This is a genomic window from Ramlibacter albus (genome assembly GCF_014297445.1).
Taxonomy (GTDB): domain Bacteria; phylum Pseudomonadota; class Gammaproteobacteria; order Burkholderiales; family Burkholderiaceae_C; genus Ramlibacter; species Ramlibacter albus.
The window spans coordinates 460,923-483,863 of sequence record NZ_JACORU010000002.1 but is presented as its reverse complement, the minus strand read 5'-3'; the positions used below and the strand labels follow the sequence as shown (position 1 = coordinate 483,863).

23 protein-coding genes, 1 pseudogene and 1 other annotated feature are annotated in these 22,941 nt (G+C 64.6%); of the genes and pseudogenes, 16 read left to right on the top strand and 8 right to left on the bottom strand.

The window, feature by feature from the left end; translation table 11 throughout:
- Positions 1-52: 52 nt before the first annotated feature.
- The 7 genes from H8R02_RS09025 (at position 53) to H8R02_RS08995 (ending at position 8,674) form a co-directional block, all read left to right on the top strand.
- A complete protein-coding gene (locus H8R02_RS09025) occupies positions 53-565 on the top strand; it encodes an OmpA family protein (protein WP_187081048.1) in 513 nt (170 codons plus the stop codon).
- Positions 565-2,193 (top strand): CHASE2 domain-containing protein, encoded by a 1,629-nt coding sequence (locus tag H8R02_RS09020; protein WP_187081047.1) that lies wholly within the window; start codon positions 565-567, stop codon positions 2,191-2,193. The genes H8R02_RS09025 and H8R02_RS09020 overlap by 1 nt, the downstream gene beginning before the upstream one ends.
- Complete coding sequence (locus tag H8R02_RS09015) at positions 2,184-3,875, top strand: caspase family protein (RefSeq protein WP_187081046.1); 1,692 nt, start codon at positions 2,184-2,186, stop codon at positions 3,873-3,875. Before H8R02_RS09020 ends, H8R02_RS09015 begins: the two co-directional genes overlap by 10 nt.
- Positions 3,872-4,621 (top strand): FecR family protein, encoded by a 750-nt coding sequence (locus tag H8R02_RS09010; RefSeq protein WP_187081045.1) that lies wholly within the window; start codon positions 3,872-3,874, stop codon positions 4,619-4,621. Before H8R02_RS09015 ends, H8R02_RS09010 begins: the two co-directional genes overlap by 4 nt.
- A gap of 8 nt (positions 4,622-4,629) precedes the next feature.
- Positions 4,630-5,697, top strand: coding sequence for an Ldh family oxidoreductase (locus tag H8R02_RS09005; RefSeq protein ID WP_187081044.1), 1,068 nt, complete (start codon positions 4,630-4,632; stop codon positions 5,695-5,697).
- A 26-nt stretch (positions 5,698-5,723) separates the two neighbouring features.
- On the top strand, positions 5,724-6,683 hold the full coding sequence (locus H8R02_RS09000; RefSeq protein WP_187081043.1) for a Bug family tripartite tricarboxylate transporter substrate binding protein: 960 nt from the start codon (positions 5,724-5,726) through the stop codon (positions 6,681-6,683).
- A gap of 371 nt (positions 6,684-7,054) precedes the next feature.
- The gene (locus tag H8R02_RS08995) at positions 7,055-8,674 is read left to right on the top strand and encodes a DNA methyltransferase (RefSeq protein ID WP_187081042.1); all 1,620 of its coding nucleotides are present in this window, start codon (positions 7,055-7,057) and stop codon (positions 8,672-8,674) included.
- Positions 8,675-8,751: 77 nt separating this feature from the next.
- On the opposite strand, the pseudogene H8R02_RS08990 reads toward H8R02_RS08995, so the two are convergent.
- Positions 8,752-9,947: pseudogene (locus H8R02_RS08990) on the bottom strand (IS3 family transposase); the annotation flags it as partial.
- Positions 9,556-9,672 (bottom strand) — a sequence feature (AL1L pseudoknot). (Overlaps the previous pseudogene by 117 nt.)
- A 19-nt stretch (positions 9,948-9,966) precedes the next feature.
- On the opposite strand from H8R02_RS08990, the gene H8R02_RS08985 reads away from it, so the two are divergent.
- Positions 9,967-11,517, top strand: coding sequence for a class I SAM-dependent DNA methyltransferase (locus H8R02_RS08985; RefSeq protein WP_187081041.1), 1,551 nt, complete (start codon positions 9,967-9,969; stop codon positions 11,515-11,517).
- Positions 11,518-11,550: 33 nt separating this feature from the next.
- Here the strand turns inward: H8R02_RS08985 and H8R02_RS08980 are convergent, their stop codons facing one another.
- Together H8R02_RS08980 and H8R02_RS30350 are read right to left on the bottom strand one after the other, a co-directional pair.
- A complete protein-coding gene (locus H8R02_RS08980; protein WP_187081040.1) occupies positions 11,551-13,377 on the bottom strand; it encodes a GmrSD restriction endonuclease domain-containing protein in 1,827 nt (608 codons plus the stop codon).
- 187 nt (positions 13,378-13,564) lie between these two features.
- A complete protein-coding gene (locus tag H8R02_RS30350) occupies positions 13,565-13,852 on the bottom strand; it encodes a hypothetical protein (RefSeq protein ID WP_255429261.1) in 288 nt (95 codons plus the stop codon).
- On the opposite strand from H8R02_RS30350, the gene H8R02_RS08975 reads away from it, so the two are divergent.
- The 6 genes from H8R02_RS08975 to H8R02_RS08950 all read left to right on the top strand — a co-directional run bounded on the left by H8R02_RS08975 (position 13,763) and on the right by H8R02_RS08950 (position 17,657).
- Entirely contained in the window at positions 13,763-14,488 is a 726-nt protein-coding gene (locus H8R02_RS08975; protein ID WP_255429260.1) for a transglutaminase-like domain-containing protein, read from the top strand. The two genes, H8R02_RS30350 and H8R02_RS08975, sit on opposite strands and share 90 nt — an antisense overlap.
- A complete protein-coding gene (locus H8R02_RS08970) occupies positions 14,485-15,192 on the top strand; it encodes an RHS repeat-associated core domain-containing protein (protein WP_187081038.1) in 708 nt (235 codons plus the stop codon). Before H8R02_RS08975 ends, H8R02_RS08970 begins: the two co-directional genes overlap by 4 nt.
- Before the next feature lie 41 nt (positions 15,193-15,233).
- A complete protein-coding gene (locus H8R02_RS08965; protein WP_187081037.1) occupies positions 15,234-15,455 on the top strand; it encodes a hypothetical protein in 222 nt (73 codons plus the stop codon).
- Positions 15,452-15,700 (top strand): hypothetical protein, encoded by a 249-nt coding sequence (locus H8R02_RS08960; RefSeq protein ID WP_187081036.1) that lies wholly within the window; start codon positions 15,452-15,454, stop codon positions 15,698-15,700. Before H8R02_RS08965 ends, H8R02_RS08960 begins: the two co-directional genes overlap by 4 nt.
- A gap of 91 nt (positions 15,701-15,791) precedes the next feature.
- Positions 15,792-16,760 (top strand): Bug family tripartite tricarboxylate transporter substrate binding protein, encoded by a 969-nt coding sequence (locus H8R02_RS08955; protein ID WP_255429234.1) that lies wholly within the window; start codon positions 15,792-15,794, stop codon positions 16,758-16,760.
- An 81-nt stretch (positions 16,761-16,841) separates the two neighbouring features.
- Positions 16,842-17,657: a mechanosensitive ion channel family protein gene (locus H8R02_RS08950; RefSeq protein WP_187081034.1), complete on the top strand. Its 816-nt coding sequence runs from the start codon at positions 16,842-16,844 to the stop codon at positions 17,655-17,657.
- 18 nt (positions 17,658-17,675) lie between these two features.
- Here the strand turns inward: H8R02_RS08950 and H8R02_RS08945 are convergent, their stop codons facing one another.
- The 3 genes from H8R02_RS08945 to H8R02_RS08935 form a co-directional block, all read right to left on the bottom strand.
- On the bottom strand, positions 17,676-18,656 hold the full coding sequence (locus tag H8R02_RS08945) for an ABC transporter substrate-binding protein (RefSeq protein WP_187081033.1): 981 nt from the start codon (positions 18,654-18,656) through the stop codon (positions 17,676-17,678).
- Positions 18,657-18,722: 66 nt separating this feature from the next.
- Positions 18,723-19,679 carry a Bug family tripartite tricarboxylate transporter substrate binding protein gene (locus tag H8R02_RS08940; RefSeq protein WP_187081032.1) on the bottom strand — a complete coding sequence of 319 codons (957 nt, stop codon included), beginning with the start codon at positions 19,677-19,679 and terminating at the stop codon, positions 18,723-18,725.
- Positions 19,680-19,727: 48 nt separating this feature from the next.
- Positions 19,728-20,639: a ferritin family protein gene (locus H8R02_RS08935; RefSeq protein WP_187081031.1), complete on the bottom strand. Its 912-nt coding sequence runs from the start codon at positions 20,637-20,639 to the stop codon at positions 19,728-19,730.
- 170 nt (positions 20,640-20,809) lie between these two features.
- Between H8R02_RS08935 and H8R02_RS08930 the strand changes: the two genes are divergently transcribed.
- On the top strand, positions 20,810-21,109 hold the full coding sequence (locus H8R02_RS08930) for a hypothetical protein (RefSeq protein WP_187081030.1): 300 nt from the start codon (positions 20,810-20,812) through the stop codon (positions 21,107-21,109).
- 24 nt (positions 21,110-21,133) lie between these two features.
- Here the strand turns inward: H8R02_RS08930 and H8R02_RS08925 are convergent, their stop codons facing one another.
- Both H8R02_RS08925 and H8R02_RS08920 read right to left on the bottom strand, forming a co-directional pair.
- The gene (locus H8R02_RS08925; RefSeq protein WP_187081029.1) at positions 21,134-21,430 is read right to left on the bottom strand and encodes a type II toxin-antitoxin system RelE/ParE family toxin; all 297 of its coding nucleotides are present in this window, start codon (positions 21,428-21,430) and stop codon (positions 21,134-21,136) included.
- Complete coding sequence (locus tag H8R02_RS08920; protein ID WP_187081028.1) at positions 21,427-21,798, bottom strand: addiction module protein; 372 nt, start codon at positions 21,796-21,798, stop codon at positions 21,427-21,429. The genes H8R02_RS08925 and H8R02_RS08920 overlap by 4 nt, the downstream gene beginning before the upstream one ends.
- Positions 21,799-21,950: 152 nt before the next feature.
- On the opposite strand from H8R02_RS08920, the gene H8R02_RS08915 reads away from it, so the two are divergent.
- Positions 21,951-22,925 carry a Bug family tripartite tricarboxylate transporter substrate binding protein gene (locus tag H8R02_RS08915; protein ID WP_354004888.1) on the top strand — a complete coding sequence of 325 codons (975 nt, stop codon included), beginning with the start codon at positions 21,951-21,953 and terminating at the stop codon, positions 22,923-22,925.
- Positions 22,926-22,941: the final 16 nt, after the last annotated feature.

The following is a 22,941-nucleotide window of genomic DNA, read 5'->3' as shown; positions in this document are numbered from 1 at the left end:
GGGCCCAAGCGGCACGGGTTAACATGCGCCGGCAATACGAGGAGATCGGGCGATGGCTGGTGGGACCCGGGTGTTGAACTTGCTTGCATGCGCGGTGCTCGCGTGCGGCGCGTCGGCTGCCACGGCGGCCGATGTGGAGACCCGGGACCTCGTCGAGAGCCTCACGCCCAGGCAGCGGCCGCTGACGCGCTCCATCGCCGCGCCTTCGCGCAACCTCGTGCCCGAGCGCGCGTCGGTCTCGCTGCAGATCCACTTCGATTTCGATTCGGCCAAGGTCAGCCCCGAAAGCACTTCGCAGCTCGAGAAACTGGCCGAAGCACTGGCCTCCGACCAGCTGCGCAACTACCGCTTCGCGCTCGAGGGCCACACCGACGCGAAAGGCCGCGCCGACTACAACCAGCGCCTTTCCGAGCGCCGCGCCGAGGCCGTGCGCGCGGTGCTGATGCAGCGCGGCGTGGACGGCGCGCGGCTCGTCGCCTCGGGCAAGGGTGCGAGCGAGCCGGCCAACCCGGCCGACCCGCTGGCCGCCGAGAACCGCCGCGTGCGGGTGGTCAACCTCGAGTGATGAAGCTGCCCCGCGTCGGCAGTTGGCGCAGCAGCCGCGTGGTCTGGGGGCTGGCGTTGGTGTTCTGCGCGTGGGCGCTCGTGGACTTCCTCGCGGTCGGCGCCACGAGCGGCGTGGCGCACAGCACGTTCGACTCGATGGTGCGCTGGCGCCTCTACGCGCCGAAGCCCGATGCGCGCATCGTGATCGTCGACGTGGACGAAGGCTCGCTCGCGCGCATGGCCCCGCAGTTCGGCCGCTGGCCGTGGCCGCGCGACACGCTCGCCACCGTGCTCGCGCACCTGGAAAAGCAGGAGCCCGCGGCCATCGTCTGGGACATCCTCTTCAGCGATGCGGACAAGCTGAACCCGGGCGGCGACGCGGCCTTCGATGCCGAAGTGCGCAAGTCGCGCCACAGCCACTTTTCCGTCGTGCGGCTTGCGGAGGCGGACGACACCGCCAGCCGCATCACCGCGAAAGTGCTGCCGGGCCTGTGGCTCGCGCCCGGCGAAGGCACCGCAACCGTCGCCATGATCCCGCCCGTGCTGCCCGCGGTTGCTGCCGGCGCGCTCGGCTATAACAACGCGTATGCGGACAGCGATGGCGTGGTGCGGCGCTTCCGCTACGTCGAGCGCTTGCCGGATGGCGGCGTGCTGAAGTCCACCGCGCTCAGTGCCGCGGCGGCCGTGGATCCGACCGCGGCACAAGCCATCGTCGCGCACCTCGACTCGCCCCTGCACCCGCAGGACACGCTGCTGAACTGGCGCCGCTCCGCCGGCCAGTACGAGCGCGTGCCGTTCTGGCAGGTGTTCCAGGAAGCGGAGCGCAACCCCACCGCCGCGCCGCGCTGGAAAGGCCGCATCGTCGTCATCGGCAGCACCGCGCCTGCGCTGCACGACGTGCATGCGTCGCCGCTCGCGCGCGCGCACCCGGGCCCGGACATCATCGCCACCGCCATCGACAACGCCTTGCACCGCGAGACGATGGCGGAGCTGCCGCGGTGGCTGCTCGCGGCGCTGAGCATCGCGATGTGCCTTGCGATCGCCGCGTGGGCGCACTGGCGCTCCGTCGCTTCGCTCGAACCCTTGCTGCTCACGTTGCCCGCTGCGCTTCTCGCGTTGACCTATGCCTCGCTGCACGGCAGCCCGGTCTTCCTGGACCTGCAGGCGCCGGCCGCGCTCGCGCTGGCCTTCCTCGTGAGCCTGCGCCTGTGGAGCGACCAGCGCCGCCGCCACTGGTGCGAGCTGCCCGCCGACCGCGGGGCAGGGATGGCCGTGCTGCCGCTCGCGCGCCGCAAGGCGTGGGCGCCGCAGGCCGTGGACCGGTTGATCGACGCGGTGGAGCGCGATGCGCCGCATTGCCGCGTGGTCGTGGCCGACACGTGGGTGCGCTGGCCCGGCCGCATGCGCTGGCCCGAGCTCGCGCAGTACGCGGCCATCGTCGGCCCCGCCGAAGAACTGCGCGCCGCGCACACCAAGCTGCAGCCGCGGCTGAAGCGCCTGGCCGGCCGCACCGGCGAGCCCGTCGCCACGCCTGCCGGCGCGGACCGCGAAGCACTCGCGCGCCTGTGCCTGCGGCTGTGGGCCGACTTCCCCGCCACGGCGGCACGCATGCAGGAACAAGAGGAAAGGAAAGCCCAATGCGCCTGAAGACCCTCGCTGCGGCCGCGCTCGCCGCCTGCGCCATCGCGCAGGCGCAGGACCCGGCCGTGCAGGTGCTGCGCGCCACCGAACTTCGCGCAGACAAGCTGCCCACCGCCGCCGTGCTGCGCCAGCTGCCACAAGGCGCGCGCGTGCAGCCGCTCAGCCTCGAAGGCGGCTGGGCATGGGTGCAGGCGGGCAGCGAGCGTGGCTGGGTGAGGGCGGGCACGCTGCAACTCGCGACGGCCACCGCAGCCGCGGCCAGCGTGCCATCAGCGCGCATGACGGCCGGCACGATGCAGACCTTGGGCGTGCGCAGCCTCACCCCCCGTGCGAACCGCCACGCGCTCGTGATCACCGTCGGCACCTACGCGGACCCCAACATCGCGCCGCTGCCCGGCACGCGGGTGGACGTGGAGTCGGCCACGCAGATCGCACGCGCGATGGAGATCCCGCAGGAGAACATCCGCTACCTCGCCGACGAGAAGGCCACGGGTGACGGCATCCGCAAGGCGCTGCGCGAGCTGGAGCAGCAGATGGCCGAGGGCGACCGCGTCTACATCCACTTCAGCGGCCACGGCACGCGCACGCACGATGCGGCGGCGGGCGGCTGCGTCGAGTCCCTGCTCGCGCACGACGGCGGCGCGCGCGGCACGCTCACCAACCGCGAGATGGCCGACCTGCTGGCGCCGCTCACGCGCAAGGCGGACAAGATGTTCGTGATGTACGACGCGTGCCATTCGGGCGGCGTGCTCACGGCCGACGCGGGCATCCGCACGCGCGGGTTGCTCTCGCCGGGCGACGAAGGCCGGCTGCGGCCGAAGTTCTCGCCGGCGTCGGACGAGTGCTCGCGCCCCGCGAACGTGAAGACGCGCAACCTGCTGCCCGAAGTGACGGCCAAGGGCGTGCCGCCGAACGACGTGGTGCACCTGAGCAGCTCGCGCGACAACGAGATCAGCTTCGACGACGAGGACAAGGGCGGGCTGGCCACGCAGTTCGTGCGCGACTGCCTGCTGCGCGACGCGAAGGACCTCGATGGCAGTGGCGCCGTCACCATCGACGAGATACGCCAGTGCGCGCAGGCCAAGCTGGTCAAGCGGCTGGAGAAGGAGGTGCGTTTCCAGCCGAGCACGCTCCTCATCCAGGGCAACGCGGGCTTCGTGCCCACGTGGTTCAGCGCCGTGCAGCTGGTCGCCGCCGCGCTGCCCACCACCACGAAGCCGCTGACGGGCGCCGAGGCGCTGCAGCAGGTGTACGACCAGCGCGATGCCAAGCGCGACGTGCGCGTGCAGGCCGCGCGCAACCGCCTCGCCATCGGCAAGGACTACCTGGAGTTCAGTGTCACCGCCAACCGCAAGGGCTACGTGTACGTGGCCATGGCCGGCTCGGACAACCAGTCGCTCTACGTGCTCTTCCCCAACGAGCTGGACAAGGCCAACACCGTGGAGCCCGGCAAGCCGCTCGCCCTGCCGCGCGACACCTGGCGCGTGCGCGCCTCCGGCCCCGCGGGCACCAACGAGCTGCTGGTGCTGGTGACCGATGCGCCGCGCGACCTGTCGCAGCTGCCCGCGGCGAAGCTCGGGCCCTTCATCAAGTCGCTGAACAACCAGGAGGGCCGCGCCAACCTGGGCGCGCTGCTCACGCGCGAGCCGTTCGGCGCTGCCATGTTCAAGATCGAGGAGACGCAATGACCGAAGCCGCGGATGGACGCATGACGGGGCGCCGCACCGCCGTCGACGGGCGCACGTCGGCGGGCCGCGACCCTGTCGATGGGCGCACGAGCCGCTGCCGCGCGGCGGCCGCCCTGGCTGTCGCCGTGCTGCTGGGCGCTTTCTCGGTGGACGCCGACGCCGGCATCCTGGCGCGCCTGCGCGGCAAGGCCACGGTGCAGCGCGCCGCGGTGGTGCTGCCCGCCACCGAGGGCATGGAGCTGCGCGACGATGACGAGGTGCTGACCGAGGAGCAGTCCGAAGTGCTGCTGCAGTTCGACGACGGCTCGCGCGTGGCGATGCGGCCGGAGACGCTGCTGAAGCTGCACGAAGTGCCCGGCCCGCAGTGGCCCGAGCGCGGCGCGGTGAAGGCGCGAATGGTGAAGGGTGCGATCCGCTATGTGTCCGGCAGGGCCACGGTGAGCCGCAACGTGCGCGTGTTCACGCCCACGTCGACCATCGGCGTGCGCGGCACCGACTTCGACGCGTCGCATGTCGAGGCCAGCCCGAGCGGCACCTTCGACGTTGGCACCTACGTGCGGGTGAACGAGGGCGAGGTGGAGCTGGCCGGCCGCGATGCGACGGTGAGCGTGACGCCCGGCGAAGTGGCCGTGGCCTCGCCGCCCGGGCTGACGGCGCGCGGCATCGTGCGCACGCCGCTCGTGCGCAAGGTGACGCTGCCGCCGGGCCTCTTCCAGCGTGGGTCGATGGACGATTTGTTGAGGTAGTAACGCGAATGACAGACCGCATCCCCGTGGCGCAGCTGCGCCGCTTCATCACCACCTGCCTGGAAAAACTGGGCCTGCCGCCACAGGACGCAGCGACCGTGGGCCACCTCATGGCCGAAGCCGAGGCTCAGGGCAGCGACGGGCACGGCGTGATCCGGCTCATCCCGTATTCGAAGCGCATCCGCGCGGGCGGCATGAACCTCACGCCGAACATCAAGGTGGTGAAGGAGAAAGCCGCGATGGCGCTCCTCGACGGCGACAACGGCATGGGCCACCTCGTGATGCAGCGGGCCGCGCAGATCGCAATCGAGAAGGCGAGGAACTGCGGTGTGGCGTGGGTGGGCGCGCGCCTGTCCAACCACGCGGGGCCGGCGAGCCTGTATGCGCGCATGGCGCTCGAGCACGACATGATCGGCATGTACTACGCGGTGGGCAACGCGAACCATTTGCCGCCTTGGGGTGGGCTGGACATGCTGTTGTCGACGAACCCCATCGCCGTCGCAGTGCCCGCCGGCGAAGAGCCGCCGGTGGTGCTGGACATGGCGACCACGGTTGCTGCGTACGGCAAAGTGAAGGCGAAAGCGCAACGCGGCGAGCAGATGCCGGTGGGCTGGATGATCGACCGCAAGGGCGAGCCGCTGACGGACCCGAAGCGGTCGGAAGAGGGCTTCCTCATGCCCATCGGCGGCTACAAGGGCTATGGGCTCGCGATGGTGGTGGGGCTGCTGGCGGGCACGTTGAACGGTGCGGCGATGGGCAGCGAGACGATCGATTTCAACAAGGACATCGTGAGCGTGACCAACACCGGGCAGGCGATCTGCGTGATCGACCCCGATGCGTTCGGCGAGGTGGCCGAGTTCAAGGCCCGTGTCGACAAGTTGATCCGCGAGCTGCGCGCGAGCGAGCGCATGCCGGGCGTGGACCGCATCTGGATGCCGGGCGAGCAGAGCCATGCGAAGCGGCTCGCCAACGAGCGCGACGGGATCGCGTTGCCCGATGCGTTGCTTGCCAACCTGCACACCTTCGCCGACGATCTTGGCGTCCCACGGCTGTCAACACAGTCATCCCGGGCTTGACCCGGGATCTATCGAGGAGTGCCGCAATGAAATCCTTCGCCATCGCCTTTGCCCTGCTGCTCGTCGCGAGTACCCACGCGCAACAGGGCTACCCCACCAAACCCATCCGCATCATCGTCCCCCTGGCCGCCGGCTCCGCCGTCGACAACGCCGCCCGCATCGTCGCCGAACGCATGTCTCGCAACATGGGCCAGGGCATCGTCATCGAGAACAAGCCCGGCGCCGCGGGCTTGATCGGCGCCACCGACGTCGCGAAGGCCGCGCCGGACGGCTACACGCTGGGCGGCTTCAACGACAGCATCATGACCATGGTGCCCAACATGACGGCCAAGATGCCGTGGGACATCCTGAAGGACTTCGAGCCCGTATCGCTTGTGGCCACCGTGGAGTGGGGCCTGGTGGTGACTGCCACCGCGCCCGAGAAGACGGCCGCGGACCTGATCGCGAGCGCGAAGAAGGCGCCCGGCAAGATCGACTACGGCAGCGGCGGCAACGGCAGCCCGCAGCACATCGCGATGGCGCTGTTCGCGAGCCAGGCGGGCGTGCAGATGCAGCACGTGCCCTACAAGGGCGCGACGCAGGCGGCGGTGGGCGTGGGCGCGGGCGAGGTGCTGACGGCGATGCAGGGCATCAGCACCGTGAAGCCGCTGATCCAGTCGGGGAAGGTGCGGCTGCTGGGGGTGACGACGCCGAAGCGGATGCCGCAGTTCCCGGATGTGCCGACGGTGGGGGAGAGCGGGTTGCCGGGGTTCGAGTTCAATTCGTGGTTCGCCCTGATGGCGCCGGCGGGGACGCCGAAGGGGATCGTGAATCGGCTGGCGGAGGAAGTGAAGAAGGCGCTGGAGGATCCGGAAGTGAAGGCGAAGCTGGATGCGCAGGGGTTGACGCCCAGGGGGACGAGTCCGGAGGAGTTGGGGGTGGCGACTAAGGGGCAGTTGGTGAAGTATGGGGAGTTGATCCGGAAGAATGGGATAACTTCAGAGTAGTTGCAGTATGAGGGGGCGCGATATGGTTTATGACGAAAAGCTAGCCGCAATCGCTCGGCAACTGAACAAGGGTGTGGCGCCGCCGCGCAAAACGGTGAAGATGCTGGGTACATACACGGTGTCAGTTGGAACAACTATCTATTTGCACCCAACCTAGAGCCCTCTGTATACGGCCGCGACCTTTGCTATTCGCAGGAGACTGCGGACGACGGTCGATTAGTAAATTTGAATTCTTTACTTGGAGCATTCGTTGCTCTCGTGCGTCAGTGGTGTTAGGGGTTACCCTTGGGCCATTGTGAACTGGCGCGTGCATTGTTGACCCTACTTCAATGGCTGTTGACCATGTCTTCTCCCGGATTGGGAGAGACAGAATGAACACGAGTGGGTCAGAGCTCGCCACGCCGGCAGGCGAAGCGCCAGCTCCCATCGCGGCCGAAGTTGTCGACTTTATTCGGCAATGGAGCGCTAGCGGTAAGTCATTCAGACTTAGCGAACGTGCTGGCGCTCAGCCTCACTTCATTGGGCTTTGCCGAATTCTTGGCGTCGATCCTCCGGAAGATGCTGATAGCTATTGTTTCGAGCGCGGTCACAACTCCGCGAGTGGACGCGTGCGGTTCGCGGACGTATGGAAGCAAGGCTGCTTTGCATGGGAGTACAAGAGGCCTGGTGGTGACCTGCGCGAAGCGCTTGAGCAGCTAATGCAGTACACGTTGCCGCTTGACAATCCGCCGCTTCTAATCGTTTGCGATCGATTGCGCTTTGAAATACACACGCACTTCACGGGATTTCCAAGCACCACCATCGAATTCTCAGCCGACGATCTTCGCGATGCGAGAGTTCGGCAAAAGCTTAGAGCAGTTTTCACCGACCCATACAGCTTTCAACCAGCGCAGAGCTCGAAGCAAGTTACGGAAAGTGCAGCAACGGCTTTCGCATCGATAGCCGAGTCGCTGAGGTCCTCCGGTGCGAAACCGCAGGTCGTCGCGCACTTTTTGTCGCAATGCGTGTTTTGCTATTTCGCGGAGGACATTGGACTTCTTCCGAAGAACGTGTACAAGCGCATGCTTCTCAAGAGGTCTGAGGGAAAGGCACTGCAGAAAGGGCTGCAGGGTCTGTTCGACGCGATGCGTCTGGGCGGGGCCTTCGGTGCGGATGACATCGCCTGGTTCAATGGTGGTTTGTTCAACCGGATCGAAGTTCCTTCCTTACCTGCAGCGTGCGTCGACACACTCGCCGAAGTCGCATCGCTGAACTGGAGTGCGATAGACGCAAGCATCTTTGGAACGCTGTTTGAACGTGGACTTGATCCTGCGAAGCGAGGCCAGCTCGGCGCCTTCTACACAGATCCAAGCATCATCTGGAAGATCATAGATCCGGTAATTCGACGTCCGCTCATCCATGAGTGGAATGTTGCGAAGACTCAGATTTCCACTCTCCTGAGCACGCGTGACTACTTGCGAGTACGTGCGAAGGGCATCTCCAGCAAGACAGAGGCGCTGCGGAAGCGCCATTCGGGGCTCCAGGCTCGGGCAAACAAGGCCGATCGCGATGCCAAGGCAGTTTTTTCACTGTTCCTTGAGCGCCTCAAGAACTTCACAGTGCTTGATCCAGCATGTGGTAGCGGGAATTTTCTTTATCTCGCGCTGAAGGTACTAAAGGACATTGAGCGCCAAGTGAACATCGAAGCTGAGATGCTCGGGCTTCAGCCGCAATTGCCCGTGACGGGTCCCCACAACGTGCGCGGCATTGAGATCAACGAGTACGCAGCCGAACTTGCGCGAATGACAATTTGGATTGGTGAGCTGCAGTGGCGAAAGCAGAATGGTTACGGGTGGAAACTGAATCCGGTGCTTGAGCCCCTTGATCAAATTGAGTGTCGTGATGCGCTCTTGTCAGAAAGTAGCGGACATGTTGCTCCAGCGCAGTGGCCTGAACCACCCCGGGTTTCGTGGAGACCAGTTGGTGTGAGTCAGACCGAAGCGGTCTGCTGAATTCGGCTTTTGGATTCTCCTTTCTTCAAGCCCCCCGCAGGGGCCGCCGGAGGCCCCCCAGGATGCAAGGCCCTCTGCTGCTGCCAGTAGTTCGCCTCGGCCTCGGCCGGCGGGATGTAGCCGATCGGTTCAAGCAAGCGATGGTGGTTGAACCACGAGACCCATTCCAGCGTCGCGAGTTCGACGGCCTCGCGCGTTTTCCACGGCGCCCGACGATGGATCAATTCGACCTTGTAGAGGCCGTTGATCGTCTCGGCCAGCGCATTGTCGTAGCTGTCGCCCCTGCTGCCCACCGAGGGCTCGATGCGCGCCTCGGCAAGCCGCTCGCTGTAGCGAATGGAGACGTACTGCGAGCCCCTGTCGGAGTGATGGACCAGGTCGCCTTCGCGTTCGTTCCTGCGCGCGTAAAGCGCCTGCTCCAGCGCATCGAGCACGAAGTCGGTTGTCATCGAGGAGCTGACTCGCCAGCCGACGATGCGCCGAGCGAACACGTCGATGACGAAAGCCACGTACACGAAGCCCTGCCAGGTCGACACGTAGGTGAAGTCGCTGACCCACAGCTGGTTGGGCCTGTCGGCGCGGAACTCCCGATTGACGCGATCCAATGGGCACGGCGCCTTCGCGTCCGCAACAGTCGTGCGAACGTTCTTGCCGCGCACAACACCGCGCAGGCCGAGCCGGCGCATCAGTCGCTCCACGGTGCAGCGCGCCACCCGGATGCGCTCGCGATTGAGCTGCTTCCAGACCTTGTCGGCGCCGTAAACACGCATGTTGGCGTTCCACACGCGATCGATCTCGGGCATCAGCCGCGCGTCACGCTGGCGCCTCGGCGGGCAGCGTGCTGGATCGCGGCGACGCTCGTCCTCGCGCCAATACATCGACGGGGCAACCTGCAAGACCTTGCAGATCGGCTCGACCCCGAAACGAGCGCGGTGCTCGTCGACGAACGACATCACGACTTCAAGCGGCGGTCGAGCTCCGCCTGGGCGAAATACGCGCCGGCCAGCTTCAGGATCTCGTTGGCGCGGCGCAGCTCGCGCACCTCGCGCTCGAGTTCCTTCACGCGCTGCTGTTCAGCCGTCGTCGGCCCTTCGCGCACGCCGATGTCACGCTCGCCCTGGCGCACCCAGCGCCGCAGCGTCTCAGGCGTGCAGCCGATCTTGATGGCAATGGATTCGATCGCCGCCCACTGCGACGGATATTGGTCCTTGGCGTCGAAGACCATGCGCACTGCACGTTCCTGCACCTCGGGGGAGAACTTTGACTTCCTCATGATGGCTCCATCTTCTCAAATGAAGGAGCCTCCTCAAATCCCGGGGCGGTTCAGGCCAGATTCCAGTGTGATAGTTGGGAATCCGCCATTCGTCGGGAACAAGAAGGTGAGGCGGGAACTCGGCCCCGAGTATGCTACCGCACTTCGTGCTGCGTACAAAGGGGCCTTGCCGGCGGAAGTTGACCTTGTGTGCTATTGGTTCGAGAAGAGTCGAAAACAGCTCGTCGAACGCGGAGTGGGCGCAGTCGGGCTGGTTGCGACGCAGGCAATTCGTAATGGAGCGAACCGTTCCGTACTCGACGCAATCAGCAAAGCCACTCGGGTTTTCGAGGCATGGTCAGATGAGCCTTGGTGGGACAGGGGCACCGCAGTACGAGTGTCAATGGTTTGTTTTGGACGCACCAATCAAGAGTGCCGGCTTGATGGCTCCGAGGTCCCTGTTATCACTGCCGACCTGCGGGGAAACGCCAGCTTTGATCTCACCACTGCTGGAGATCTTAGTGAGAATCACGGGAAGGCGTTTCAGGGGCCAGTGAAAGTCGGCGCATTCGATATAGACGGTGACCTCGCAAGGAAATGGCTCGCGACTCCAAATCCATCAGGGAAGTCGAACGCAGATGTGTTGAAGCCGCTGATGAATGGTGATGATGTGACGGGGCGGCGGGCCGATCGTTGGATCATCGACTTTCACGGACTTACAGAGGCTGATGCAAGTCTTTATTTCGATCCGTTCGAGCACGTCAAGAAGTACGTCTATCCAGCGAGAATGAAGCAGAACGACGCATCAAGGAAGTTCTATTGGTGGAGGCACGGACGCTCGGGCGCCGAATTTAGGCAGGCAGTCGCGGGGATCGACCGGTACATTGCGACAAGCCGAGTTTCGAAGCACCGGTTCTTTGTTTGGCTTTCATCGAGCATTTGGCCAGACTCGCGCCTCTTGGCCATAACGCTAGACGACGATTTCAGTTTCGGTGTTCTCTCTTCTCGAATTCACACTGTTTGGAGCTTGGCTAAGGCGTCAATGCATGGTGTGGGGAATGACCCGACGTACAACGCGGAGTCCTGCTTCGAAACTTTCCCGTTCCCAAGCGCTTCTGCTTCTGACGAAGCGCACAGACAGGTTTCGGCGGCTGCGGTGAAATTGAACACGCTTCGAGAAAGCTGGCTGAACCCGCCGGAGTGGTGCGACCGTTCCGAAGAGGTAACCCCAATTGGTTTGGAGTCCAGCCCGTATCCCCAACGGGTGTTGCCAAAGCCCGGACATGAAGCAGACCTTGAGGGTCGAACGCTAACCGACTTGTACAACGCGTTCCCGACCTGGCTGGCCGAAGCGCACGCGAATCTCGATAGGGCCGTTGCCGCAGCATACGGCTGGACGGAGTACTCTCCGGAGATGTCCGACGACGAAATACTGAAGCGCGTTCTAGCACTAAATTCGACTCGGATGACGCAATTCTCAATTCAATTCGACGTGGATTCCGGCTTCAAGCCGCGCACGCGACTCGGCGCCAGGAGAAGCCCCAAGGGAGGCGTACGCGACTCGCAGGCTGCACTTAGGCGCGCAGCATGAACAGCGTACTCACCCCTTAAACGGCCATCGTTGCTACGCGGCTTCGGCGTCATCGAATTCAGATTCGTCGACCGAACCTTGCACTGGGGATTTTCCCATGGCGCGCTCAATTAGCGCGAGGAGCGATTTCTTTCTCGCTTGGTAGAAGGAGTTGAAGTTATCGGAGCGCATAGCTGCCGGGTCAATGCAGTGGCTTGATAGCAATTCATTCATCGCGATGTCAGAGAGCTGCACCTGCTTGTGATCTTGAAGGCGGCGCAAATATGACGAAGGGGAAGAACCACCGATCATTCGGTTAGCCTTGTACGAGATCGGAGTCTTGTTCACTATTGCGTTATAGGTGGCTCGCTTGATCCCCGCGTTTTCACACCAGATCTGCGGAAAGATGTGGTGGATGTCGAGGTTGATCTCTTCCTGCTCCAGCTCCTTGATTTGCGCCTTCCAGAAGAAATCCGCTGCACCTTCACGCAATACGAGCATGTTGATGCCTTTGTACGCCGCACTCAAGCGGGAAGTGATTCGGTCGAGTCGATCAGGACTGAAGGATGCATCGCGGATGGTGCGGGGCTCCGGCCCGTCGTCCAATATCCACTGCAGAAGCTCCTCAACGTCGTTGGCGATGCGAGTCTCGACAGCTCCACCGTAAAGCTCGCCTAGCACACCGCACCAGTACCAGCGCGAAAGTTTGCCTTGAATTACCGGTTCAAGCCACCGCTCTTCAAGCAAAGCCAGGACCGCCGCGAGGGGTGCGAGCTGAGTGCGATACGGTAGCTCGCGAGGGTCTCGGATTTGTTCCTTGCGCAAGAATTTTGCGGCAAGCAGAAACCCGCGTTCCACTCGCCCCGCCCACTTCTTGTAGTCCCCGAGCTCCAGCATCAGGATCGAAGCTCTCTTGGCGCTTGCTGGTGTGACCTGTTTGCCAGTTTTCCCTGTCGCAAGATCAGCTTTTCGGAGTTCCAGTGTCTGCAACATCGTGATTGCCTGCAGAAAATCCGTGGTCTCCACCTGTTCAAGCACCGGCTCCTTGCGAAGTCGTTCCTGGCGGGACGATACCTTTCGTGCAGCGCTGCCGTACCAGTCGTCGCGAAGGTTGTAGCCATCTGCCGCATACGTTGCCGTGACAAGCTCGAAGACGTTAAGCGGAACACCCCCTGTGTTGACCTTCTCAAAGACCAAACATACAGCTTCTTTAGAGGTGGACTTGTGCAGCTGGATTACGGGCAACTGATAGTTGCGGAATGCGTCAAGGACTGACTCCCGGAACTTCATGTATGTCATGAACTTCTCCGGGCTGATCTTGATTAATGCGGATTCCCAAGCGTCCGACTTCAGAGTTTGATCGCAAGGGAAGTGCAATTGTTCGCACTCGAGCTCCGTGCTGCTCAAATCGAGTTTGATTTCCTTCCCGAAATTCGTGCGGAGCCGGTGATCAGCCTCGACGGCGACGATGGCGTCTTCAAGTGGAGTGCCGTCCAGCGCTTTCGAAATGTCCCAGTAGTAGTGGCGCTCGATAGGCTTGCCTTTTTCCGTGCGTGTCTTGACCGACGACTTCAGCGCCAATACCTGAGTGAGAGTTGTGAGCCGCTGCTGTCCGTCGAGGATCAGGAGTTCCGCTTCGCTGTCTTGGGGTGTAAGTCCAACGCCTTCGATAGGCCGCAGCTGAAATTTGGCCTCGCCACCGGTTTCGAGCAACATCACAGCGCCGACTGGAAATGAGCGCGCGATGCTCACAAGTAGGCTTCTGATGTGATCGTCATCCCAGACCCAGCCGCGCTGAAAGTCGGGCAGCTGGATCTTGCCCTTCACAATGTCTGACAAGATGTCAGGCAACAAGCGCTTCGTGCTGTCGAACGTGCTCATCTAAGTGCCCCCGATGCTTCCGCAATGGTATTCGAAGTAGTGCGCCAATCCTGCCTTTCGCTGCGGCGCGGCCGCTCGAGCTTCGGTTAGGGGAGATACCGCGAGGTTGTACTTGACGGTTGCTGCGCAGTGTTTATGATGCCCGCCGGACTCAGGGAGACCCGCCTTGCCAGCGTTGACACGAAGGTCAGTGCTGCGGGCCACGGCTGGTATTGCGTGTACCGCAAGCATCCATCGAATCTGCTTCGCCGGTCCAGCGCCCCCGACTCCCTCCCCAATCCGTCATCTCGCAGCTGCGTCCGAAACCAGCATCGACATCGGGGAGGCCTCGTTCTTGCTCGGCGCGCAATTCTTCGAGGTTGATGTAGCCGCGTGCAGCCGCAAACTGCAGTCGCTCGCAGATCGCGTTCACTACCTTCTTCGAACCGGCGGCGGCATCAATGATCCGGAAGTGCACATTCGTGCGCTCAATCATGTGATGTTCAGGGAGGAGCGCCTGGGCTACGACCACAGCGCCGACGCACGCGGCAACATCCTGAACTACTTTCTGCACGGGGTGCTGGCTCGAAAGCTTGGCACGTGCGTCGGTCTTCCTCTGGCCTACGTTGCAGTCGCACAGCGTGCCGGGTTCCCCGTTCAGCCGGTGAACGTGCCGGACCACGTCTTCGCGCGCTACAAGGCATTTCCGCCGCTCCCGTACCCGAACATCGAGTGCACCAATGGTGGCAAGTACACGCCGGACGAGCGCTACATCCGGCGATTCCTCGTGAGCGACCGCGGCATGGAGACCGGAGCCTACATGCGTGGCTTGTCCAGGCGCGAGCATCTCGGCAGCCTGTTCTACACGGCAGCAGCCATTCCGCTGAAACGCGGGGACTACGACCAGTACATCTGGTACGCCGAGCAATCGCTGGAGCTCGGCCCGCGCGACGCGTTTGCCCACAACGAGTTTGCAAGGGTCTTCGCGAGCCTCGCGGCTCATGATCCTCGCCGCTACGGCGCGTTGCGCAAGCGCGCGCAACTGCTGGCACAGCGAGCCACCGATCTTGGCTATGTGCCGGTCGAACTTGTGCCCCAGCCGCAACGACCCACCACAAAGGAGAACTCATGAAGTTCAAACATGCGCTTGCCGCTGCTTTTGCGCTGTTGATTTCGGTGCCAGCTTTGGCGACCTACTTTGATGAGGAGTCGAATCTTCTCTACAACATCACGAGGACCTGGCAGCCGGGGACCGGGCGCTTTCTCCAGCCGGACACGGTGGGCCTCGTGGGAGGCATCAACCGATTTGTCTACGCGGACAATTCGCCGTTGACGCGTGTCGATCCTGACGGGCGTTGGTCGACCGAGGCGCACAACCACTTCATCGACAAGATGTTCCCGCACCTGAGCGACCCCATCCGCGACATCATTAAAGAGGGCAGCGCGTATGCGGATACCCCGAGGTTCCAGGCCGCGGAGTTCGCGTACATGCACGCCATGTCCTCGGCATCGCTTACGCCCACGCAGGCGCAGGTGCTCATGTGCAAGTACGTGCAGGAGCACTTGAGCCGCGCCGAAGCAGACAGCCGGGCGGGCAGCCCGCGCCAATGGTTCTGGCTCGGGATGGCGCTTCACGCGGTGATGGATTCCACCTCCCCGTCGCACGAGGGTTTCCAGCGTTGGAACGGGGCGACAAGGGACGGGCACAAGCACGGCCCGTGGCCCACTTCGGCCGAAAACCTTGCAGTGGCGAAGCAACCCTTCCACACTGAGCGCACGCTTGGGAGGATGCGAGCTGTGTTGCAAGGAGATCTTTCGGAGTGCGGTTGCCACTGAAGCCAATCCTCCTGCTCGTCGCAGGCGCGCTCGGCGTCTTCATGGCCGAGCGCCTGGGCATGGTCATAGCCCATTCGGAAGGCGGCTTCGCCTTGCTTCTCCTCGGCTTCCCAGGAATGATCCCGGTGTTCTTCGGCGCGTTCACCAACGAGTACATCGCGTGGGCTGTTGCAGCCGTCGGCAATGCGCTCTGGTACTGGTTCTGGTTCGAGGCGGCAGTTTGGGTACGCTCGCGCGGCGACGCCGAAGCCGATCGAAAGTGAGCAAGCAGGCCCGCATCTGGTTTTCGACATGGGCGGTGGTCGGCGTCCTTTTGTCGTTCGTCGCACTTCATTGGCGAGCGGAGTTCGTTCACGCGGGCGATGTGTTGTTGTTCTACTTGGCTCCGTACTTCTTGTTCGGTGTTGACGGTCCCCTATCGCTTGTTCAGTTTGCCCTCGCCCAAGCGCTGTACGTTGCAGCCATTTCGTCGGCGTTGTGGTGGGTTTGGGAACGCATCGCCGGCTGAACGAGGCGACATCTCGCTGACCATGCGGGTTCCTTCGGAGTGCTTCTTGCAGCGCCGCCCGTACCATGCCTCAAACCTGATGGAGGATCCCATGCTGCGCCGCGCATTTTGCACCCTCCTGATCGTGTCTGCCGTATGGGCACCTGCACTCGCCCAAGTCGCCGACTGGCCGAAGCGCCAGCCAGTGAAACTCGTCGCCGTGTTCCCCCCCGGTGGCTCGGTCGACCAGGTCGCCCGCATCCTCGCGCAGCAGCTCTCCACCCAACTCGGCCAGAACGTCATCGTCGAAAACCGCGTCGGCGCTTCCGGCGTCGTAGGCACTGCTTCCGTCGTGAACGGCCCGCCGGACGGCTACTCCTTCGCCGTGGTGTTCGACACGCACGCGGTGAACCCGAGCCTCATCTCGAACATCCCGTTCGACACCCGAAAAGACGTTGCACCGGTCATCCTGGTGGGCACCGCGCCGATGTTGCTGGCCACCGCCGCAAACTCCGAATACAAGACGTTCGCGGACGTCGTGGCAGCAGCCAAGGCGCGCCGCAACGTGAGTGTCGGCAGCGTCGCCAACGGCAGCCTCGGCCACCTGGCGATGGCCCTGCTGGCACGCAACGGCGGCCTCGAATGGACGCACGTGCCCTACAAGGGCGGCGGTCCATTGATGCAGGACGCAGTGGCGGGCCACGTCCCGCTGTCGATCGCATCCATCGTGGTGACCAAGCCGCACATCGACAGCAAGCGCCTGCGCCCCCTGGCGGTCACGACCAGCGTTCGCTCGGCGGACCTGCCTGACGTGCCGACAGTCGCCGAAAGCGGTTTCGCGGGCTTCGACGCACCGGCGTGGTGGGGTGTGCTCGCCTCCGCGAAGACGCCGCCCGAGATCGTGCGGCGCATGAACGACGAGATCAACAAGGCGCTGAAGGTGCCCGAGGTGGCGAGCCGGCTGCAGGGGCAGGGGATGACGATCGTCGGTGGCACGCCGGAGGCGGCTGCGGCGTTCATCGACAAGCAGCTCACGACATGGGCCCAGGTGGTGAAGGAGAACAACATCAAGGCCGACTAGCGACGGCGCGCGTCCATCGGGCCCATTGTTGAGCACCGGTCCGATAAAGTCCTCCTCCCGCGCCACCCGCCAGGAGTACCCATGGACCTCACCGCTGTCGAAACCTTCCTGCGAGTCACCGCACTCGAACTCGTCCTCAAGATCCTCGCCGCCATCGCGTTCTGGGTGGTCGGCCGCTGGATCATCGTGCGCGTGGTGGCCATCGTGCAGGCCGCGCTGAACCGCAAGCAGCTCGATCCCACCCTCGGCCGGTATCTCGGCACCATCATCAAGGTCACGCTGGAGGTGGTGCTGGTGATCGGCATCCTCGGCTACTTCGGCGTGCAGACGGCCTCCTTCGCCGCGCTCCTTGCCGGCGCCGGGCTCGCCATCGGTGCAGCGTGGAGCGGGTTGCTGGGCAACTTCGCGGCCGGCGCGTTCATGCTGATGCTGCGGCCGTTCAAGGTGGGCGATTTCGTCAGCGTCGCGGGTATCACCGGCACCGTGCACGAGCTCGGCATGTTCGGCATCAGCATCATCACGCCCGACAACGTCCTCACCATGGTGGGCAACGGCAAGGTGTTTGCCGAGACCATCCAGAATTTCTCGACGCTGCCGTACCGCCGCGTGGACCGCACTGCGCAGCTGTCCGGCGCGGTAGACCCGGTCGAAGCCTGCGCGCGGCTGCGCGAAGCCGTGGCTCGCGTGCCGAACGTGATGACGTCGCCCGCGCCGGAAGTGAACGTGCTCGACCTGAATGGGCTCGGGTCGCTGATTGCCGTGCGCCCCTACACCAGCAACGAGCACTACTGGCAGGTGTACTTCGACACCAACGAGACGATTGCGCGTACGTGCAAGGAAGCGGGTTGGCCCGCGCCGGTGCCGGTGACTGTCACGCGGGTGCAGCAGGTGGCGTAGTTCGCGCGCGCGGGTGCGCTACTCGATGATCTCCGTGGCCTGCGCCATCAACGCCGCCGGAAACTTCCGCCCCAGCGCCTTCGCCGTCTTCTGGTTCAACACCAGCTGGAAGTTGGTGGCCTGCTCGATGGGCAGGTCCGCCGGCTTGGCACCCTTGAGGATGCGGTCCGCGAAGTACGCGCCGCGGTGGAACACGCCCTCCAGGTCGGGCCCATAACTCATGAAGCCACCGGCCCGCAGGTAAGTGCGGTTCGAGAAGATCGTCGGCACCTTGTGCGCCTGCGTCACGTCGCAGATTCGCGCGCGGTGGCTGATGGTGCCCAGGTCCGAAATCACGGCGATGCCTTGCACGCCTTGACGCGCGGCGTGGCCCACCGCCTCCTCCAGGCCGTCGGGCAACACGACACCGAGTTCGCTGACGGCGATGCCGAGCGTCTCGCCGGCCTTCACGCTGGCCGCAACGCCCGTGGGCTTCACGCGGCGGCGCACGTTGAACAGTGCCGCGGCACGGCGCATGTCGGGCAGCGCCTGCTTGAGGAAGTCCAGCCGCTTGGCGCTGAGCTCGATATGGAACACGGTCGTCCCCGTCACGTTGCCGTCCGGCCTCGACAGGCTGGTGGTGGCGCCGCTGGCAATGGGGTCTCCGAAGGCCGGGAACACCATCGGGGCCACCGTCGTCAGTGTCCAAGGCGAGCGTGACAACATCGCATCCGCCACGACGAACAGGTCCGGCTTGGACTGCAGGGCGGCCGTGACGAGCGCGGCTTCCCGGTCGGCGTCGAAACCGGCGAAGCGGTAATCCAGCAGGAGGTTGGAGCCCGGCACCCACCCGCGCTCGCGCATGCCGCGCTCGAAGGCCTGCTCGAACTCGTTGGGCGTGATGCGCACCGAGTGGTACGAGACGCGCATGGGCCTGCCCTGCGCCTGCGCGTGCAGCAATGCGGCTGCGGGGAGCAGGGCGGCGCCGGTTGCGCGGACCAAAGTGCGTCGACGAAGCATCGGGTCACCTTTCGGCGTGTTCGTGCTGCGCCACTTTGCGTGGGAATGCAGGATTCCGCAAGGGCCCTATTGCGGCGCCAAGCCCGCCTTGCGCAGCACGGTAGCCCACTTCCCGCTCTCCTCGCGCACATACCTGGCGTATGCAACGGGAGAACCCGTCTCCGGCTCCGCCCCCAGGTCCCTCAATTTCTTCTGCATCTCACTCGACTGAATGATCGAAGTGAGATCCGCATTCAGCTTCGTGACGACGGCATCGGGCGTCCCCGCCGGCGCAAACACGCCAAACCACGCGGTCACATCGAAGTCGCCCATTCCGCTCTCCTGCACCGTCGGCACATCTGGCAGCAACGGACTCCGTTTCACGGAAGTCACCGCGAGCGCCTTCAGCTTCCCACCTTGCACATTCGGCAGCGCTGTCGCAATCAAGTCGAACATCAGCGGCACATGCCCCGCCAGCACGTCGTTCAGCGCAGGCGCGCTGCCCTTGTACGGCACATGCAGCAAGTCCACCTTGGCCGTGCTGGCCAGCAGTTCACCGGCGAGATGGTTGGACGTGCCCGGGCCCGCGGACGCATAGCCGATCTTGCCGGGCGTGGCCCTGGCCATCTTCACCACATCGGCGATGTTCGCGGCGCTGAACTGCGGGTGGGCCACCAGCACGAACGGGATGGCGGCAATGGGTGACACGGGCACGAAGTCCTTCACCGGGTCGTACCCCACCTTCGTCATCGCGGGGTTGATGGCATGGCTGCTCACGGTGCCCAGCAGCAGCGTGTGGCCATCGGGCGCCGCACCGGCGACGGCCTTCGCGCCGATGGCGGTGCCCGCGCCCGCCTTGTTCTCCACGACGACGGGTTGGCCGAGCTTCTTGCCCAGTTCGATGCCGATGGCGCGGGCCAGGATGTCGGCGCTGCCGCCGGGTGGGTAGGGGACGACGAGGGTGACGGGTTTGGTGGGGAAGGATTGCGCGTGCGCGATGGAGGCGAAGGCGAACGCGGTGAGGAAGAGGCGGCGGGACAACATGGCGGGTACTCCTGGCATGGATGCCGGGTCGAGCCCGGCATGACAACGTCACACTTGCGCGGCGGCGCGATCGACTTCGGGCACTTCAGGGATCTCCACGCCATACGGCGCCACGTCTTCGCGGATCTGCGTGAGGCCGCGGCGGATGATGGCCACCTCGTCGTCGGGGTGCGTCGCGCCCAGGCCATGGTCCGCGGCCAGCGCGCGGTTGCGGCCGGCACGCTGGCGCTCGTCGTCGGGCAGGTTCACCACCGCATACACGCCGTTGAGCAAGCTGCCGCGCAGCTTCTTGGCCACCTTCACGCCCAGCAGCCGCTTCTCGTCGGCGGGCAGCTCGCTGAAGAAGCGCCGCATGATGATGCGGCCGAACTGGATATGGCGCGCTTCGTCGCGCAGGATCAGCTGGCACGCCGTCTTGATGCTCTTGAAGCGCGCGTTCTCGTAGCGCGCCTGCAGCAGCTCGCCACTGAGCTGCTCGAAGAGCGTGTTCACCGCCAGCCCCGCGAAGAAGCTCATCTGTTTTTCGTCGCGTTCGTCGTGGAAGCGCGGGATCACCTGCTTGAAGTAGTCCGCGCGCGGCTCGGGGTGGTAGTCGCCCAGCGCCTGCGCGATGCGCACGCTGGCCTCGTGGTGGCGCAGCTCCTCGTTGATGAAGTTCACCACGTGCTGCTTGATCTCGATGGGCTGGTGCGAAAAGATCGCCTCGCGCAGCCGCTCCGCGCCGTAGGGGATGGCGCCGTGCTCCATCCAGCTGCGCAGACTCCACCACTCGCCGCCTGCCGCGCGCACTTCGGGCGGCAGGTCGGCTTCGCGGATGTCGGTGAAGTCGATGTCCGCCGGGCTCCACGCCAGCTCGCGCGCCTGGTCGCACAGGCGCAGCACCTCCGGGTATTCGGTGGCGAAGCGGATGGGGTAGGGGTTGGGGACCTGGACGATCTCTTCCAGCATCGATGCCTGCATGCGGTACTCCTGGTTCTGGCCACGGTCATGCTGCGGGGTACGGGCAGGTTAGTCAATCGCGAGTTGCCCTCGCGCTGTATCGCTGCCGAGTTGGCAGACACACGGCGTTGACCCCCAACGCCCCGCTGCGGCAGCATCTGCTCGCCCACCAAGAACAACAAGGGGACTCCATGTCGCTGGCATTCTTCGGCCTCTTCGGCTGGCTGCTCTTCGCCATCCTCTTTGTGCTGGCCGCACTTATCGCCTTCGCCTTGCGCGCCACCGGCCGCCGCGTCACGCGCGACGACGTGCTCATCGTCTTCACCAAGTCCATCGGCGCCACGTTGATGGCCCTGGCCTGCGGGTTCGTTGCCGCAATGGTCTTCGACTTCTGGCAGTGGCCGGCATGGCTCGCCACCATCGTGGCCGCGCTGGTTGCGATGGCCGCGGCCGCGCTCACGTGGAAGTTTGGAAAGGCGCAGATCCGATAGCGACCAGGCGCGCGCGGGGCGCAGCTACTTGGCTCGCTCCAACCAATAACCCGGCTGGCGCGCGTCATTCCGAACGGCATAGATGACCGTCTCCCGGGCCTCCACGCGATATACAAGCGAAAAGGGAAAGCCTTCCACACGTATCCGGCGGCAGTCCAGGTCCTCCGGCCTTCCCGAGTCCGGCACGCGCAGGAGCCTCTCGACAGCCGTATCGATCGATTCACGAAATTTCCTGCCCAGTCCGCGCTGGACGGTTTCGTAGTAGAGCACCTCGTGCAGGAACTCCGCCCTTGCGGCGGCGTCAAGGCGAACGCGGCTCACGGCGCCAACCGCTTGGCCTCGGCCATCACCTCGTCATAGTCGTACAGCACGCTTTCGCCACGCTCGTATGCGGCGACCCTGCGATGAATCTCGGCTCGCCACGTCTCTTCCACATCGGGATCGGCTGCGTCATCGAGAGAACCAAGAAGCAGGTCCACAAGCCTGGCGCGGTCTTCTGCCGCCAGCTTGCGCGCTTTGCCGGCGAGCTCCGCGACGAGGCCCCCGCCTATCTGGTATTCGGCACGAGGCTCGGACACGACATTGCGCCCGCGGAACGCGGCGAGCCATAGCCGCAATTCTGCGAGGTCGTCACTGCCCAGCTCGGCGATTGCCTGCTCGATCTTGCTTAGATCACTCATGTCCGACATACCCGCTCCCTGAATATGCGCAGTGAGGCGCCTGAACGAACATAGTGTATCTGCGGCATCGAGCGCCACCGCGACCTGCTCACGCAACGCTCCCTCCCACTTCCACCGCGCTGTATCCTGTCTCCTCGCAGCACCACAACAAGGAGACACCCGTGCAGTTCAGTACCTTCGTTCGCATTGCCGCGTTCACGCTGGCCGCCGCCACCAGCATCGCTGCCAACGCGCAAGCCTGGCCGAGCAAGCCCATCCGCTGGATCGTCCCGTACCCGCCCGGCGGCATCACGGACAACTCCACCCGCATGGTCCTGCAGGAAGTCTCCAAGCAGACCGGCTGGACCATCGTCGTGGAGAACAAGCCCGGCGCCAACTCGCTGCTCGGCGCGGACCTGGCGGCCAAGGCCACGCCCGACGGCTACACCTTCCTCACCGTCATCGCCGGCCATGCGGCCAACGCCACGCTGTACCAGGGCCGCATGCCCTTCGACCCGGTCAAGAGCTTCGCGCCCGTCTCGCTGGTGGGCATCGCGCCGCTGATCATGACGGTCAACAACAACTTCCCGCCCAAGGACGTGAAGGAGCTCGTCGCCTACGCCAAGCGCAACCCGGGCAAGGTGTCCTTCGGTTCGTCGGGCGTGGGCGCGGCGGCGCACCTCACCACCGAGCTCTTCAAGCAGGAGACGGGCACCTTCATGGTCCACATCCCGTACCGCGGCACGGCGCCCGCGATGCAGGACACCATCGGCGGCGCCATCCAGATCCTGGTGGACACGCCCAGCTCGCTGATGCCGCAGGTCAAGGCGGGCAAGCTGCGCGCGATGGGCATGTTCTCCGCGAAGCGGCTGCCGGCTTATCCTGAAGTGCCGACGATCGCAGAAGCGGGCGGCCCGAAGCTGGAGTCGTCCACGTGGGTGATGTTCCTCGCGCCCGCCGGCGTGCCGCGCGACATCGTCAACCGCATGTCCACGGAAGTCGCCAAGGCCGTGCACTCGGCCGACATCAAGGGCAAGTTCGAAGCCCTCGGCATCGAGCCGGTGGGCAACACGCCGGAGCAGGCGGCGAAGTACCTCGACGACGAGATCGCGAAGTGGGCGAAGGTGATCAAGGCGGCCGGGGTGAAGGCGGAGTGATCATGCGGGGCGAGCC